The organism is Novosphingobium sp. BL-S-24, from assembly GCF_055521575.1.
This window is the reverse complement of sequence record NZ_CM145488.1, coordinates 1591144-1606177: the sequence shown is the minus strand read 5'-3', so window position 1 is coordinate 1606177 and position 15034 is coordinate 1591144. Positions and strand designations below refer to the sequence as shown.

Below are 15034 nucleotides of genomic sequence, written 5' to 3'. Positions count from 1 at the left end.
AGGTGATTGATATAAAGATGGAATTGACACTCATGATCATCATGGCGTGCTTCGCTTTCACGACGCTTGTTCTCAAGATCGTGGAAATGACGCGGCCCAAGTGATCACGGGCGGGGGATGGGCTGGCACCTGTCACCCAAACGGTAAGAGGCGCGCTACTGGCATAGCGCGCCTCTTGGAAGTGATCAAAGATGAACTTGACGCACCTTAGATAACATCGATGTAAGCGATAATCAACCGGATGGTCTGCCGCATACGGTCAGTTCATCTTCTTCAGCAGCCAGCCGAAAGTGCCGCCCCCGCGCGAGACGAGGCCCTGGATCACCAGCTGCTGCGTCGCCTGCGGGCGGCCCTGACCATCGACCCATAACGAATCCTCGAGCGATACGTCGGCGTCCTTGGCGCCGGAGCGGAACTGCCAGTACGATCCGTCCGGTAGCGACAGCGCCGCGCCCTGGCCATCGTCGGTCACGCTGACATCGACGTCAGGACCAAGGTGGAAGCGGATCGCGAAGCCGACTTTGCCGCGCTTGCCCTTGCGGCCCGAGGGCAGCAGCAGGTCTTCGCCGCGCAACTCACTGCCATCGTCGCGCAGCAGGAGAATGCGCTGATGCGTCAGGCCATAGCGGGCGGCATAGCCGTTATGGCTGCCGTCCAGACGGGTGGCCGTGGACCCGTTTTCCTGCGGCAGAGTCTTGCGGTCGATCGCCACTTCGGTGACGCCCGATCCAATCATTCCGCCGATCAGGATCGCCGTGGAATTGGCATCGTCCAGCGCCAGCGTGGAGTGCGCCGCCGTTGCGCGGAGGCCTTGCTCCAGCCGGACCGGAACCAGCCCGCCGCCGCTTGCCGCGCCGCCGCAGTTGACGATCAGGCGATGTGGACCGTGGGAAAGCTCGAACGCCAGCGTGGACGCACAGCCAAACCGGGCATGGGCGGGCATTGGCGGCGGGGCAGTGTCGAACTGCAGGATAGACTTGTGCGCCACCACCCGTTGGTATCCCCACTGCCGCACGTCGCGTAAGGGGCGGGTGCGCACGCCGCTGGCCTTGACCAGAGCCTCGACATCCTCCGCACTGACGGCCCATCCACCTTGCCAGGAGCCGAGGCCGCCATCGCCGTGGGTCAGGGCCAGCAGCGGCGGCACCAGCAATTCCACCACGCGTTCCATCGACGGTGGAGCATCCCGACGCGTCGCGTTATAGCAGTTGCGCAGCCGCACCAGCAGCGCGATCGCCTCCATCTGGGCGAGCGGGCTGCGCGACAATACGCCGCCATCGTCGCCCATCAGTTCGCCAAGCGCCTTGATCAGGCCCGCTTCACCGAACAAGCGGCGCGGGCGGCCATCGGGGAGAAGCAGCCCGGCTGCGACGATGCCGCACCATCCGGCCAGTTCAGCCAGCCCGTCCTCGGCATGGCCCACATGACGATCAAGCCAGCGCGCGGTTGCGGCGATGTGGGTGAGAGTGCGGACGCGCAGGGCCTTGTCGCCCGACAGGATCAGCGGTGCATGGGCCAACCAGTTCGCCAGCCGCGCGCCGGTATTGCCGACGCTCCAAGCCGGTCCCTTGCCAGGCTTGGCCGGGGGCTTGGGGTTCGCCTGCAGCCATGAGGTGAGGATACGCTCGGCTACCGGTGCACCCTGTTCACGCGCGGCGCATGCTTCCAGATCGGTGAGCCACGAAAACGAGTGTACGACCTTTTCCAGCGGCGGTGTGACTCGCTGCGCCCCGGCGTAATCGACCTGAGCGACCGGGGTCTTGGCGCCATGCACCAGAAAATGGCCTGCTCTGATCGCCGTGCCCGCCGCGCGATTGCCGGGGAGGGTGTTGTTCACCGTCGCCAATAGGCGAGTGCGCGCTTTCTTCCCCATGGGCGCGGACAGCATCGACCCCGGCACGCCGAAGCGGTAGGCCATGCGGATCAGCTTTTCCGAAACGCTGGCGGTGGGCGGAGAAAAGTCCACCAAAGCCAGAGCACGGCCCGGTTCGATGTGCCCCGGCTCGATTACTTCTGCCTGGGGCAGGGGAGCATGGCGGATCGGCGGCACGGCATCGGCCACGCTATCTTCCGCAGCGTCGGGATCGTTGTTCACGGCATGCTCCTCCACCGCCGGCGACAGGGGAATGTCCCGGGAAGGGTCCGGGTTCCGCGTCGCGGGGCGCAGGGGAGTGCCAAGGTTCACTCTATTCCAGACCCTTGAGGGTCTTGATGTTGGCGGCGTACTGCGAAGGACCGCCGCGGAAGGTAGCCGATCCGGCAACCAGCACATCGGCTCCGGCGGAAACGCACATCGGCGCGGTCTTGGCATCGACGCCGCCGTCCACCTCCAGCCGGATGTCGCGGCCCGACTTCTCGATCATCTTGCGCACCGCCTCGATCTTGCGAAGCTGGCTGGAAATGAAGCTCTGCCCGCCGAAACCGGGGTTCACGCTCATGATCAGGACGAGGTCGATGTCGTCGATCAGATAGTCGAGCATCTTGGCAGGCGTCGCAGGGTTCAGCGAGATGCCGGCCTTCTTGCCCAGATTGCGGATCGTTTGCACCGTGCGGTGAATATGTGGCCCAGCTTCGGGATGGACGGTGATGATGTCCGCCCCGGCATCCGCAAACGCTTCCAGGTAGCTGTCGATCGGCGAGATCATCAGGTGGACGTCGAAGGTCTTGGCCGAATGGGGGCGCAGGGCCTTTACCACGGCGGGACCGATGGTGATGTTGGGCACGAAATGGCCGTCCATCACATCGACATGGATCCAGTCTGCACCCGCTTCATCGATCGCGCGCACTTCCTCGCCCAGACGGGCGAAGTCCGCCGACAGGATCGAGGGGGAAATAAGGGGAATGGTCATGGTTAAGTAACGAGCGCTCCTCGCCGCGACGGATACGCCACCATATCTTGGGGCCACAAGCGCGGGATACACCGTTTTCCACACGCGATATTGGGTCAATCGCAACAATTAACCGAAAGATTGCGATTATCGGCAAGATGAGGCTTGCAAGAGGCCAAACGACAAGTTCAGTCGTCATTAACAGCCGATCAGGCAAATCGGAATGAACAGGATCGTCCCTCTGCTTCGGGCGTGGCTGATGCCATTGTCACATGCATGGGGCGATCACGAACGCTACATGGAAGCTGAATGACTAAAACCAATCGCAGGGGGCTTATCGCCATGTCCCATCGCACCTTTGCTATTCTGACCGGAGCTGCCCTGACATGCGTGGCCGTGCCTGCGGCCCTCCATGCAGAGCCGCGTGCGGAGTATCGCAATGAGATCCGCAACGATGTGCGCCGTTGCACCGCCGATCGCGGACCGGCCATTCTGGTCACGATCGATGGCGTGAAGTCGTCCTCCGGTAAGGTGCGCGTGCAATCCTATCGCGCCACGTCAGAAGACTGGCTCGCCAAGGGTCGGTGGCTGTCGCGCATCGAAGAGCCGGCAAAGGCCGGATCGATGACGTTCTGCGTCCCCCTCCCGGCATCGGGCACGTATGGCATTGCCGTGCGTCATGACGTGAATGGCAATGGCGGCACGGACATACGCACCGATGGTGGAGCGATGTCGAACAACCCGGCTATCAGCATCTTCAACCTGGGCAAGCCAAGCTACACCAAAGTCGGCGTGCCAGTCGGCAGCGGCGTGAAGTCGATCCGGGTGCAGATGAAGTACATGATGTAAGGGCAGTCAGCGCGCGGCGATGATCGCGCGAGCGTCCGCCAGGTCTGAAGGTTTGTCGACGTCCACCGCTGCAAGGCCGTCGCGCGCGGGAACAAGTGCGGCGCTTACGCCAATTCGGCGGCCGAGCCGCGCGATCGCATCGGCGAGGGTAAGGCGTCCGAAGGCATAGCCCGCCAGCATCCCCAGCCCGAGCCGGGCGGCGATCCGCCACGGACGTTTGCGATCCGCCTCCACCATTTTCCAGGTGTCGATCGCCCGTCCGGCGTTGTCGGTCGCCAGCAGAAACAAATTGCAGCCGGACCAGTGGCCGTCGGCAAAGCGCAAGTACGTACGCTTGCTGCCCGGCACTGCCGCCTCGATCTCCTGACGGCGCGCCAGCAGGATGGCGACGTCGCTTTCCGGCGGCGTATCCTCAACAAAATCGCGCACCCATTCTGGCTTCAGCAGCGCATGATCGCTCGTGGTGACCAGAAGCGGAGCGCCAAGTGCATCAAGGCCGATCGCCACGCTGGCGCTGGGGCCGGGGCCGGTGGCGAGCACCTCGCACCCCAGCCGCAGCGCCAGATCGCGCACTTGCTTGTCGTTGGCGGAAACCGCGATCCGCTCGATCCCGGCAGCTCGCAGGGCGGTGACGACGAGCGACAGCATCGGCCGCCCGGCCAGTTCGACCAGCGACTTGTGCGCCACCCCCTCAGCGGCGGCGACGGGATCGATAGCGCCCGGGCGGGAGCCGGCGAGGATGAGCGCGGCGGGCGTCATGTGCTGGCCTGCCGAGCCAGCGCCTTGCGACCGCGCCAGACCTGCAGCAGCACACCCGGCGCGGCCAGCACCGGGTGCCGTTCGCGCCATGGGGTCATCGCTACGGCGACACCGGTATGCCGCTCGATCTTCCAGGCAGCGTAGCGGGCCGCGCCTTCGAACGTGGTCGATGCCTTGAGCAGACGCAGGACATTGTAGGGCTTGCCGAGCCGCTGGCGACGCTTCCACCACCTGAGCGTCCGTGCGCGGAAGGCGGGCGAAAGCTGGGGGCGAAGGCGGCCATCGGCCTCTCGCGCGAAAGCGATGCCTTCCGCTTCAAGCGCCTGCGCGAGCAAGCCATCGAAATGCGCCTGATTGGCGGCGAGAATCGAATCCTCACGGCCCGCTTTCTCCACGCGAAATTCAGCGGCGTAGGTGGCGCGAAACAAGGCACGCCAGTAATCCTGCGGGGTGCCTGCATCCGGCCCGAGCGAAACGGCGAGGCGAGCGGCAGTTCGTGCGGCGAGGGCGATGGCGGCGACGATCTGCCGCTCTGCGTCGTCGTCACGGCACCATGCAAGGGCGCTGGGCTGGACGAAGCGCGCCCAGATCGTGGTGTCGATCTTTTCCCCGGCGGCAGCAGACCGGAAGGTTTCAAGTGCCATGGTCGCCACTTTGGCGCGCAGCGGTGTCCCTTCGTGATCCCATTCATGATAGCTGACGCGCGGCCAGATCCTTTCGATCTGATGGCCGGGCAGCAGCACGTAGAAATCGAGCACACCCTCCAGCGAGTGGGTCCTCAGGTTCGAGCCGTAGAAGAGCACGCCCAGCGCGCCTGAGTTTTCTGCCAGACGCTGCGCGAACGCGCGCACTTCGGGTTCGACCGACCGGGAGAGGGCGGACGCGATCCGATTATCCAGGGGCAATTCGCTCATGCCCGGCTGCATCGACTACGACTGCGGCAATTTCAAGCCTGCAGCCGTAAACGGAGGTGGGGATCAGGGTACGACGAAGTTGATCTGCGGGCCTTCGTCCAGCACATAGCTGCCTGCGGGGAAGGCTTCCCCATCGAGGATGAAGGTGCCGCCGATGTCGAGTTCGATGTCGCTGGCGGCAAAGCGCTTGGCACCGTTGCGCGTCAGGAACTTGCCCTGAAGACCAAACATGATCGCCGGCAGCAACGCCACGATCCAGCGCACTGGCGAATCGATGACCGCCAGCTTCAGGCCCGGTGAAGGATTCTTGCCGAATGGACAGGCGCCCAACGGGAAACGCTCAAACGTGGTAGCGAACGTCATGAACCGGGTGTCCGGATCGCCGCGGCCATCATAGGGCAAATGGCGCCCGCTGTTGCGATCGACGATGCGGGTGGGGACACACGCGCGCCAGACATTACCGGCACGACCGAACAGGGCACCGATGATGGCCGCCAAGATGGAGAGGCCAACGGCAAAACTGTTGAACGCGCCGCGACGGTGCGCTTCCTGCCCCGCCTCGGTAGCGAGCGAAAAAATGCCGGTGCCAAGCACGAAGCCCTGGACGCAGCGGCCTTCGCCTTGCGCAGGCGTCATCCGTAAGGGGCGACGGGCGATCGTCTTGCCGCGATGCCCGGCGGCCATCGCCTCTGCGAGCGACCAGTGATTCGGCAAGCCGAGATCGACCGCCAGCGCGTTGGTCTTGCCCTTGGGCAGAACCATCAGGGTGGGCCAGTCATTCCCAAAAATATCGGCGCCGCAAGACAGCACGTCGCGCACGGTGCCATCGCCGCCATCGACCACCAGATAGTCGATCCCGCGACGTGCGAACTCCGCCAACGTGTAATGCAATTCCTCCCGCGTACCAGGCGTCTGCGTCAGGATGTTGGAGCAATCCGCAAGTTCGGGGTTCGATCCCTTGTTGCGATGGCTGCGGGGATTGCGCACGATCCCGACGAGGGGAACGGCACGGCCACGACGGGCAGGTTGCACCACCGTGTGACCCTGAAGCGGGCCATGCTTGCCGAAGGTCGGCAGCGTTTCAAATTCGTAAATGCTTCCGTGCACGGACAGCTATGTAATGCCGCCTGCGCCAGAAATCACCCCAAAACATGCGGTGACACATAGAGGTTACAGTTCGATGTCGGCTGTTGCCCGTCGGCAACCAAAACATCCGCATGATTGCCTCTATGCGTCGCAGTCTTTACGGGCGGGCGGCATGACGCACGAAGCCAAGGCCACCCCCGTCCTGACGATGGGCGACAACCCCGTGAAGCTGTGGGGGTTGACGATGCGGCAGCGCGTTGAGCGGATCGCCCGCGCCGCCGGCCATACCGTGGTCGATCGCGCACCGGACGGGCCGGCGATTCTTTCCAACACGGCGAATGCCTGGGACCCCGCGTGGTTTGCGAACATCACTGGCCGTCCGGGAACGGTGCTGACGATTGGGGGCGTTCCGGCCCTGGCAAATGCTGCAGACGGTAACCAGGTGGCCCGAATCGCTCACGCGATGGCCAGCGGCATGGCATTGCAGGATGCTGCGGGGCTGGACGTCATCGCGTTCGAGGATGGGCCGACGATCGAGCACAAGCAGCTACGCAAGCGTGAAACACCGTTTCTGATCGCGCTCACATCCGAAACCGTCCCCACGATCGAGCGCGCTAGCTATTTCGGTGCCTATAAGGGCGTCACCGATGTCCTGACCAAGTATCTGTGGCCCGAGTGGGCGTTGGTTCTAACCCGCATCTGCGCCCGGTTCGGGATCACCCCCAATATGGTCACCTCGGTAGGTGCCGTGTTTTGCGTGGTGGCCACGATCCTGTTCGCCTACGGACATTACTGGGCGGGCATGGCAGCCGGCCTTGTGTTCATGGTGCTCGATACCGTGGACGGAAAGCTGGCTCGGTGCACCATCACCTCGTCTGCATGGGGTAACGTTTTCGATCATGGCATGGATCTGGTGCATCCGCCGTTCTGGTGGTGGTTCTGGGCGACCGGCCTCGCCACTTGGGGGCTTGCGTATGACACGGCCACTTTCTGGTGGGTGCAGGCCGCAATACAGGGCGGCTATCTGGTGCAGAGGTTGATCGAGGGCGCGTTCATCGCCCAGAACGGAATGCACATTCACGTATGGCGCCGTTTCGACAGCTGGTTTCGCCTGTTCACCGCGCGGCGCAATCCCAACATGGTGATCCTGTTCGTCAGCATGGTTTTCGCTCGCCCCGACATCGGCCTGATCGCGGTTGCCTGGTGGACCGCACTATCTTGTGTGATCCATGCCATTCGGCTGGTGCAGGCTTGGCTGGTTCGGGCGCGAGGCGGTACGATCACCTCATGGCTATCGGAGGGTTGAGCAAGTGAACGCGACCATGGAAAAATTCGGCTGGCCGGCAACGACGGTGGCCGAATTCAAACATTGGGTCGTATTGACCCGGCCCGCGCAACCCACTCTCGGCTCGCTGGTTCTTGCAGCGAAAAGCGACGCAGCCGCCTTCGGTGATCTCGAAGGCGAGGCGCACGCCGAGTTGAAGACCGTATCCACCGCCATCGAAGGCGCGCTGGCTGCTGCCGTTGACTATGCCAAACTGAATTACCTGATGCTGATGATGGTGGACCCGCATGTCCATTTCCATGTGATCCCACGCTACGAAGGCGATCGTGACTGGCAAGGTCACCGGTTTGCTGACGCAGGCTGGCCCAAGGCGCCGGATCTTGCTCAGGCGGTTACGCTGCAGCCTGCCGCTCTGGATTCACTGACAGCCTGGCTGAAGGACCACTTCGCCTGAGGAGCGCGGCTTAGGCCCAGGTGTCGGTAAGCCTTGTGGCGACCTCGATGTCGTTCAGGAAGTCGACTTCGGCCCAGTCCATCCCTTCGATCGACACGGTTCCGACTTTGCCGGTAGGGGCGATGGAATCAATGACCTTGAGGTACCAGTGTTGTACGCCTTCCGGCGTGCGCATTGCCTGCCGTACGGCCTCGCGAAACAGGTCCGCCCCTTCACCGCGGAAGGCGAGGAAGCCGATCGACTCCGCGTTGGACTGCGCGGCAGTGAGCGTCTTGCCGATGTGGACAAGGCGCCCGCCGCTCTGCCGCTCCACCTTCATGTCATCGCTGTCATAACCGTCCGGCTTCGCGTCAACGGTTACGGTGATCGGCCAGGGTTTGCCGTCCGGTCCGACCGCACCCTGCTGCACTTGCCGCACGATCTCTTCAGAAACCAGCGTATCGCCGTTGAGGATGAGGAAATCCCCCTTCATAGCCTCGCGCGCGATCCAGCAGGAGCCAAGGTTATCAGCCACCTTGAAAAACGGATTGAAACGGATGGTGATCTCCACGCGTGGATCGCGGATGGCGTTCAGGTGGTCTTCCAGCATGTCGGTCATGAAGCCGGTCACCACGTCGATCCGCTTCACTCCGCCGCGTGCGAGCATCTCTATCTGCCATTCGATCAGCGATCGGCCGGAAAAATCGATCAGGCATTTCGGGCGCTCCGCGGTGAGGGGCAGCAGGCGAGAGCCTTGGCCGGCGCTGAGGAGGATGGCGTGTTCGATCATGGGTTACTCTGCCGGAGCCGCTGGGGAGAAGCGGCGGCGTCTAGCGAAAGGCGTGCGAAAGGGAAAGCGTCGGTGCGCTGGATCACTCTGACCGATCGACGATCCTTGCCGAAGCGATAGTGATCCCTTGCAAGTGGCCGCACCCTCGTTCAAATGCACCGCAATGCCCGCTAAACGCGACCGCCGGGAGACCGCTTCTCCCCTAGGGCGGATACTTCAGAATACGGCCTGGCTGCTGGGCGGCAAGGGGTTCGGCGCCGTGTGTGGCCTGGCCTATCTTGCCATTCTCACTCGCACGCTGGGCCTCAAGGATTTTGGCCACTTTTCGCTGATTTTCGGCACTGCGCAGGCGTTGACTGCATTGGCAGGGTTTGAGACCTGGCGCGTCGTCGTCCGCTACGGCACGGAGCATCTTCACAATCAGGATTGGGACAAGTTCGGCCGATTGGGCATGCTGTGCGGCATGCTCGACGCAGTCGGCGCCATCTTCGGGTGCGCGTTGGCGGCGGTGCTGATCTATGGCTTCGCTCATATCCTTGAACTTAACCCGGCCTATATCAACGTCGCGTTCTGGTTCTGCTGTGCATCTTTGTGGGCGCTGGTTTCGGCTCCGACCGGTATCGTGCGCGCTCTCAATCGTTTTGACATGGCCGTCTACGTCGAAGCGATCGTGCCGAGCGGGCGTCTGGTCGCCGCGCTGCTGATCTGGTGGACGGGTCCCACCGTGGGTCGCTTTCTGGCGGCATGGGCGGCCGTCGATATCCTTGAGGCGATCCTTTACTGGATCACGGCCCGGCGGTTGAGCCCCAAGGCAGTGCGCATTGCCAACCTGTTCAAGTGGCGCCTTGCCTTGGAAGAAAATCCCGGGCTGGCAAGGTTCTTCCTTGTCACGTACGCTGGGTCGACCATCGACGCGGCGATGAAGAACGGGCCGCTTCTGGTGGTCGGCGGCTGGGTTGGAACGCGAGCGGCGGGCCTCTATCGGTTGGCGTCCCAGCTTTCGCAGGCATTGAGCAAGCTATCAACGCTGCTGACCCGCTCGGTCTATGCCGAAGTCGCGCGAGTGCGGGTGGCGTCCAAGGCGGCGGAGTTTCGCAAGCTCGCGCTCCAGACCAGCCTGATCGCCGGGCTGGCAGGCGTGGCGGTGGTGGTGGTCGCGGTCGTCGCGGGAGAGTGGCTGCTGGCGATGATCGGGGGCAAGGCGTTTGAAAGTGGCGCGTCGATCCTGGTGCCGCTGGCGATTGCAGCCAGTTTTGATCTTGCGAGCGTGGCGTTCGAGCCGGTGCTTCATTCTACCGGCCGCGCGCAACTGTCGCTGCTGGCGCGGCTGATCGCGCTAGTCGCGCTGGGCATCGGCCTGTGGGAGTTCATCCCGCTTGGACCCAGTGGCGCCGCCTGGGCCGTCGCGTTGGCAGGGGCGGTTTCCTACCTGGCCATGGGCGTGATGGCGTGGCGCACTTTGCGGATGGTCGAAGGCGGGCGCATCGCCGTTGGCGTTCCCGACGACGGAGCCGAGTAACCCGGCTCGACACGCAGGACAGGCCCGGTATCATGGGGCCATGTCATTATCCCTCGTCGCCGAAGCCACCGCCATTTCCGACCGTCTAATCGCGCTGCGCCGTGCGGTGCATGCCGATCCCGAGATCGGTCTGCATACCCCACGCACCCGTGACAAGATCCGCACCGCACTTGATCATCTGCCGCTGAAATGGTCGGAAGGCCCTTCCACCACCGGCCTGATCGCCACGCTGAAGGGCGGGGCCGGGCCAGTTGGATCGGGGCCATCCGGGTCGGGCTCACGGCGCAGCGTCCTGCTTCGCGGCGATACGGATGCGCTGCCGATGCCGGAGGAGACCGGCCTGGAATTCGCCTCTCAGAACCCGGGTCTGATGCATGCCTGCGGTCACGATGCGCATGTGGCGATGCTGGCCGGGGCGGTGGAGCTGCTGGCGGCGCAGGCAGAGACGCTGCCGGGTGATGTGCGCTTCATGTTTCAGCCGGGCGAGGAAGGGTACCACGGCGCGCGCTTCATGCTGGAGGACGGGCTGCTGGGTGGGGAGGGTTTCGACCAGCCCCTGCCCGATGCGGCCTTTGCCCTCCATGTCATGCCCAACGCGCCGCATGGACTGATCGGCGGGCGGGCGGGGCCGCTGCTGGCGGCGGCGGATCAGCTCAAGATCACCGTCACCGGGCGCGGCGGCCATGCTTCCATGCCGCACGACACGCTTGATCCCATGCCCATCGCCTGTGAGATCGTGGGCGCGATTCAGACGATGGTCGCCCGCCGGTTCAGCGTCTTCGATCCGGTCGTCGTCACCATTGCCCGGATCGAGGCGGGGACGGCGCATAACGTGATCCCCGACACCGCGATCCTTACCGGCACCATGCGGTCGCTTTCCGCCAAGAATCGGGCGCGGCTGCGGGAGGAGGTTCCCAAGCTGGCTGCCGGGATCGCGGCAGCGCATGGGCTGACTGCCGAAGCGACGATCCTGGAGGGTTTCCCGGTCACCGTCTGCGATGCCGGGGCTGTCGATTTCGGCCAGCGAGTGGCTACCGACATGCTGGGGGAGGGGGCTTTCCTGCGGCTGCCCGATCCGATCATGGGGGCGGAGGATTTCGCCTATGTCCTGGAAAAAGTACCGGGCGCGATGTTCTTCCTGGGTGTCGCCCATGAAGGCGATGACTGGAGCCAGTGCTGCGGCATTCACTCCACCAAAATGATGGTGGATGAAACCGCCATGCCGCGCGGCGCGGCGTTTCTGGCCGGTCTCGCCCGCCGCTTTCTGGAGCGCGGCTGGGACTGATCCCGGTTTAGTTGATGAAACACATGCGCGGCGTGCTTCGTGCAAGCGATCGACCGGGCGGCGGAATCGACGGTATGAAAGAGCCGACGCGACTGTAGCAGGCAGCGGCGATGTAGGAAAATCGCCGCTGCCTGCGTTCGTCCGTTCAGGCCTTTACGTCAGCCCAGTCCGGATGGCGCTGGAAGGCGACATCAACGTAGCTGCAGACCGGGCCGATCTTGAACCCGTTTTCGCGAGCGTCGGCGACCATCGCCTCCACCAGCCGCGCGGCCACGCCCTGGCCGCCGATCTGCGGAGGCACCAGTGTATGTTCAGCGTAGCGCACGCCGCCCCGTTCCGACCATGTCAGGCGGCCGATATGCTCGCTATCCGCCACATGGGCGTGGTATTCGCCGCTCGATCCGGTTTCGTGCTTGGTGATGGTGACGCCGACCATGGGCGGTTCTCCTTCTCGTTTGTTTGCGGGCGCTTGACGCCAGAGGTACGTCCTTACAGGGGAATATGGCCATGCAGTTCACCTCAGACAATGCCGCCGCCGTCCATCCCGCCGTGTGGAAAGCGATGATGGCCGCCGATGCGCCCGATGCGCCTTACGATGGTGACACCCTGAGCCGCCGGTTGGATGCAGCATTCACCGACCTGTTCGGGCGGGAGTGCGCGGTGCTGTGGGTGGCAACGGGAACGGCGGCCAACTGCCTTGCGCTTGCGGCTCTGGTGCAGCCGCACGGGGGCGTCGTCTGTCACCGAGAGGCGCATATCGAGATGGACGAGGCGGGCGCGCCGGGGTTTTTTCTGCACGGCGCCAAACTGCTGCTGGCCGACGGGCACAGCGCCAAAGTCACCCCGCAAACGCTGGCGGCGGTGATCGATCCGATTCGCGACGATGTCCATCAGGTTCAGCCGCATGCGATCTCGATCACTCAGGCGAGCGAGTACGGCTGCGTCTATCGCCCGGAGGAAGTATCCGCGATCGCCGCTTTCGCCAAAGAGCGCGGGCTTGGCCTGCACATGGACGGTGCGCGCTTTGCCAATGCCGTGGCGTGGCTGGGCTGTTCCCCGGCGCAGGCGGCGGGCGCTGTCGATGCCCTGAGCTTCGGGTTCGTCAAGAACGGCGGGCTGGGGGCCGAAGCGATCGTGTTCTTCGATCCCGAGGCGGCGCGCACCATCCGCTATCGCCGCAAGCGCGCCGGGCACCTGCAATCCAAGGGGCGGTTCCTGGCGGCGCAAATTCTGGCGATGTTGGAAAACGATGTGTGGCTGGCCAACGCACGGGCGGCCAACGCCGCCGCCGCGCAGATCGCCAGCGCTGCGCCGGACCGTCTGCAGCACCCCGTAGAGGCCAACGAGATCTTTCTGACCTGCACTGCTGCCGAGCGGGAAGCCCTTCGCGCGCAAGGGTTCGCGTTTTACGACTGGGGCCATGACGGCGCGCGGCTGGTCACATCGTGGGACGCGCGGGACGATCATGTCGAAGCGCTGAGCACGGCATTGGCAGGGCTATGAGCGCGTCGGCACCGGAGGGCGATCAATCGCTGCTGCGTCCGGCGGTGGCACTGCCTTTCCTGGTGGTCGCGCTGATCTGGGGATCGACCTGGTGGGTCATCACCGGCCAGATCGATTCGGTGCCTGCAGCATGGTCGGTGACGTGGCGCTTCGTTCTGGCGACCCCGGCCATGTTCGCTTTGGCGGCCATCATACGCCTGCCCTTGCGGATCGGCAGGGACGGCCACTGGCTGGCATTCCTGATGGGGCTGACCCAGTTCTGTGGCAATTACCAGTTCGTCTACCGGTCGGAAGCGTACCTGACATCGGGCATCGTCGCGCTGATGATCTCTCTGATGCTGGTCCCCAACGCGGTGCTGGCGCGGGTGCTGCTGAACCAGCCGATCCGTCCCCGCTTCGCGGTGGGCAGCGCCATCGCCATCGCCGGGATCGCACTGCTGCTGCTCAACGAATCGCGCGTCGCCCCGCTGGGCGGCAAAGTGTTGCTGGGCGTGGCGCTCGCTCTCGCAGGAATGCTTTGCGCGTCGATCGCGAACGTCATCCAGGCCAACGACGTCGGCAAGCGCCTGCCCATGATCCCGCTGCTGGCGTGGGCCATGCTCTATGGCGCTTTTTGCGATGCGGGTCTGGCATGGATCATGTCCGGGCCGCCCGTCCTGCCTAGCAGCGGCGTCTATTGGCTGGGCACGGCCTATCTGGCGATCGTCGGTTCGGTCGTCACCTTTCCGCTCTACTATAATCTGGTGCGCAAGCTCGGCGCGGGGAAGGCGGCTTACAACGGCGTGGCGGTGGTGGTGATCGCGATGATCATTTCCACCGTGCTCGAAGGCTATCGCTGGTCGCTGCTCGCAGGGGCGGGAGCCGTGCTGGCGACGGCGGGGCTGGTTGTCGCCCTCAGCGCGCGCAGGCCCTCGACGTAAGTGGGATAGCTGGGGCGCCAGCCCAGCACCGCCTTCGCCTTGCCATTGGCGACGCGGCGGTTCTCCGCATAAAACCCGCGCGCCATGGCGGACAGGTTCGCCTCGTCCAGCGATTGCAGCGGCGGCGGGGCGATGCCGGCAAGGCGACAGGCTTCCTCCACCAGCAGGTTTTGCGACGTGGGGCGATCGTCGGCAAGATTGTAGGCTCCGGCGGGGGCGGCGATCCCGGCGTGGACGCCCGCCACGATATCCTCGACATGAACGCGGCTGAACACCTGATCGGGCAGGTCGATGCGGTGGGCACGGCCCTCTGCCAGCCGGTCGAAGATAGAGCGGCCCGGGCCATAGATCCCCGGCAGGCGATAAACCCGCGCCCCGCGCGCCAGCCACGCCGCGTCCGCTTCTGCCCGGGCGGTGCGCCGACCGGTGCCGGTGGGCGCGCTTTCGTCCACCCACGCGCCGCCGGTATCGCCGTAGACCCCGGTGGAGGAGAGATACGACATCGCCTTGCCGGCCAGCGCATCGCCGTAGCGGTCCAGCACCGGATCGACCGGCTCGCCTCGCGCCTCTCGCCCCGGCGGGACGGAGGACAGCACATGGTCCGCATCGGCAAGGGCCAGCCGCACGTTGCCCTCATCCTCGAACGGCAGGGTGCCCTGGCTGCCGGTTGAGATCACTTCCCACCCCGCAGCGGTGAAACGGGCGGCGATGTGGCGGGCGGTATAGCCCAGACCGAAGATGAACAGGCGGCGCATGAGAAATGACCTATGCACCCCGGCGTCCGGGTGCAAGCACGCATCCCAAGCCCCGAAGCGGACATCGAAATCACCCCCGCTGCTGGCAATCGCGGGTTTACGCTCTAA

At 64.6% G+C, this 15034-nt stretch carries 15 protein-coding genes; 7 read left to right on the top strand and 8 right to left on the bottom strand.

What is annotated here, in order from left to right:
* Nucleotides 1–259: 259 nt before the first annotated feature.
* Nucleotides 260–2185, bottom strand: coding sequence for a heparinase II/III family protein (locus ACZ1JM_RS12995; RefSeq protein ID WP_465132811.1), 1926 nt, complete (start codon nucleotides 2183–2185; stop codon nucleotides 260–262).
* Between the two features lies 1 nt (nucleotide 2186).
* A complete protein-coding gene (gene rpe, locus ACZ1JM_RS12990) occupies nucleotides 2187–2849 on the bottom strand; it encodes a ribulose-phosphate 3-epimerase (protein ID WP_465132810.1) in 663 nt (220 codons plus the stop codon).
* A gap of 288 nt (nucleotides 2850–3137) precedes the next feature.
* Between rpe and ACZ1JM_RS12985 the strand changes: the two genes are divergently transcribed.
* A complete protein-coding gene (locus ACZ1JM_RS12985; protein ID WP_465132809.1) occupies nucleotides 3138–3677 on the top strand; it encodes a DUF2141 domain-containing protein in 540 nt (179 codons plus the stop codon).
* A gap of 6 nt (nucleotides 3678–3683) precedes the next feature.
* On the opposite strand, the gene ACZ1JM_RS12980 is transcribed toward ACZ1JM_RS12985, so the two are convergent.
* From ACZ1JM_RS12980 to ACZ1JM_RS12970, 3 genes are all read right to left on the bottom strand, one after another.
* Complete coding sequence (locus tag ACZ1JM_RS12980; RefSeq protein ID WP_465132808.1) at nucleotides 3684–4436, bottom strand: NTP transferase domain-containing protein; 753 nt, start codon at nucleotides 4434–4436, stop codon at nucleotides 3684–3686.
* Entirely contained in the window at nucleotides 4433–5350 is a 918-nt protein-coding gene (locus ACZ1JM_RS12975; RefSeq protein WP_465132807.1) for a hypothetical protein, read from the bottom strand. Before ACZ1JM_RS12975 ends, ACZ1JM_RS12980 begins: the two co-directional genes overlap by 4 nt.
* 63 nt (nucleotides 5351–5413) lie before the next feature.
* Entirely contained in the window at nucleotides 5414–6457 is a 1044-nt protein-coding gene (locus ACZ1JM_RS12970; protein WP_465132806.1) for a diacylglycerol kinase family protein, read from the bottom strand.
* Between the two features lie 151 nt (nucleotides 6458–6608).
* Between ACZ1JM_RS12970 and ACZ1JM_RS12965 the strand changes: the two genes are divergently transcribed.
* Nucleotides 6609–7742, top strand: coding sequence for a CDP-alcohol phosphatidyltransferase family protein (locus tag ACZ1JM_RS12965; protein ID WP_465132805.1), 1134 nt, complete (start codon nucleotides 6609–6611; stop codon nucleotides 7740–7742).
* 4 nt (nucleotides 7743–7746) lie between these two features.
* A complete protein-coding gene (locus ACZ1JM_RS12960) occupies nucleotides 7747–8175 on the top strand; it encodes an HIT family protein (protein WP_465132804.1) in 429 nt (142 codons plus the stop codon).
* A 10-nt stretch (nucleotides 8176–8185) separates the two neighbouring features.
* Here the strand turns inward: ACZ1JM_RS12960 and ACZ1JM_RS12955 are convergent, their stop codons facing one another.
* Nucleotides 8186–8944 carry a phosphocholine cytidylyltransferase family protein gene (locus ACZ1JM_RS12955; RefSeq protein ID WP_465132803.1) on the bottom strand — a complete coding sequence of 253 codons (759 nt, stop codon included), beginning with the start codon at nucleotides 8942–8944 and terminating at the stop codon, nucleotides 8186–8188.
* Between the two features lie 163 nt (nucleotides 8945–9107).
* On the opposite strand from ACZ1JM_RS12955, the gene ACZ1JM_RS12950 reads away from it, so the two are divergent.
* A complete protein-coding gene (locus tag ACZ1JM_RS12950; RefSeq protein ID WP_465132802.1) occupies nucleotides 9108–10463 on the top strand; it encodes a lipopolysaccharide biosynthesis protein in 1356 nt (451 codons plus the stop codon).
* Nucleotides 10464–10503: 40 nt separating this feature from the next.
* A complete protein-coding gene (locus tag ACZ1JM_RS12945; protein ID WP_465132801.1) occupies nucleotides 10504–11748 on the top strand; it encodes a M20 metallopeptidase family protein in 1245 nt (414 codons plus the stop codon).
* Nucleotides 11749–11893: 145 nt separating this feature from the next.
* On the opposite strand, the gene ACZ1JM_RS12940 is transcribed toward ACZ1JM_RS12945, so the two are convergent.
* Entirely contained in the window at nucleotides 11894–12184 is a 291-nt protein-coding gene (locus ACZ1JM_RS12940) for a GNAT family N-acetyltransferase (RefSeq protein ID WP_465132800.1), read from the bottom strand.
* A gap of 71 nt (nucleotides 12185–12255) precedes the next feature.
* Here ACZ1JM_RS12940 and ACZ1JM_RS12935 point away from each other — a divergent pair, with 71 nt between their 5' ends.
* Both ACZ1JM_RS12935 and ACZ1JM_RS12930 read left to right on the top strand, forming a co-directional pair.
* Nucleotides 12256–13251: a threonine aldolase family protein gene (locus ACZ1JM_RS12935; RefSeq protein WP_465132799.1), complete on the top strand. Its 996-nt coding sequence runs from the start codon at nucleotides 12256–12258 to the stop codon at nucleotides 13249–13251.
* Nucleotides 13248–14171 carry a DMT family transporter gene (locus ACZ1JM_RS12930; RefSeq protein WP_465132798.1) on the top strand — a complete coding sequence of 308 codons (924 nt, stop codon included), beginning with the start codon at nucleotides 13248–13250 and terminating at the stop codon, nucleotides 14169–14171. The genes ACZ1JM_RS12935 and ACZ1JM_RS12930 overlap by 4 nt, the downstream gene beginning before the upstream one ends.
* Here the strand turns inward: ACZ1JM_RS12930 and ACZ1JM_RS12925 are convergent.
* Nucleotides 14081–14926 carry a Rossmann-fold NAD(P)-binding domain-containing protein gene (locus tag ACZ1JM_RS12925; protein WP_465132797.1) on the bottom strand — a complete coding sequence of 282 codons (846 nt, stop codon included), beginning with the start codon at nucleotides 14924–14926 and terminating at the stop codon, nucleotides 14081–14083. The two genes, ACZ1JM_RS12930 and ACZ1JM_RS12925, sit on opposite strands and share 91 nt — an antisense overlap.
* Nucleotides 14927–15034: the final 108 nt, after the last annotated feature.

Excerpts from the sequence above, each read along its gene's own strand:
- rpe (WP_465132810.1), bottom strand. The coding sequence starts at position 2,849 with ATGACCATTCCCCTTATTTCCCCCTCGATCCTGTCGGCGGACTTCGCC.
- ACZ1JM_RS12985 (WP_465132809.1), top strand. The coding sequence starts at position 3,138 with ATGACTAAAACCAATCGCAGGGGGCTTATCGCCATGTCCCATCGCACC.
- ACZ1JM_RS12980 (WP_465132808.1), bottom strand. The coding sequence starts at position 4,436 with ATGACGCCCGCCGCGCTCATCCTCGCCGGCTCCCGCCCGGGCGCTATC.
- ACZ1JM_RS12975 (WP_465132807.1), bottom strand. The coding sequence starts at position 5,350 with ATGAGCGAATTGCCCCTGGATAATCGGATCGCGTCCGCCCTCTCCCGG.
- ACZ1JM_RS12965 (WP_465132805.1), top strand. The coding sequence starts at position 6,609 with ATGACGCACGAAGCCAAGGCCACCCCCGTCCTGACGATGGGCGACAAC.
- ACZ1JM_RS12955 (WP_465132803.1), bottom strand. The coding sequence starts at position 8,944 with ATGATCGAACACGCCATCCTCCTCAGCGCCGGCCAAGGCTCTCGCCTG.
- ACZ1JM_RS12950 (WP_465132802.1), top strand. The coding sequence starts at position 9,108 with ATGCCCGCTAAACGCGACCGCCGGGAGACCGCTTCTCCCCTAGGGCGG.
- ACZ1JM_RS12945 (WP_465132801.1), top strand. The coding sequence starts at position 10,504 with ATGTCATTATCCCTCGTCGCCGAAGCCACCGCCATTTCCGACCGTCTA.
- ACZ1JM_RS12940 (WP_465132800.1), bottom strand. The coding sequence starts at position 12,184 with ATGGTCGGCGTCACCATCACCAAGCACGAAACCGGATCGAGCGGCGAA.
- ACZ1JM_RS12935 (WP_465132799.1), top strand. The coding sequence starts at position 12,256 with ATGCAGTTCACCTCAGACAATGCCGCCGCCGTCCATCCCGCCGTGTGG.
- ACZ1JM_RS12930 (WP_465132798.1), top strand. The coding sequence starts at position 13,248 with ATGAGCGCGTCGGCACCGGAGGGCGATCAATCGCTGCTGCGTCCGGCG.
- ACZ1JM_RS12925 (WP_465132797.1), bottom strand. The coding sequence starts at position 14,926 with ATGCGCCGCCTGTTCATCTTCGGTCTGGGCTATACCGCCCGCCACATC.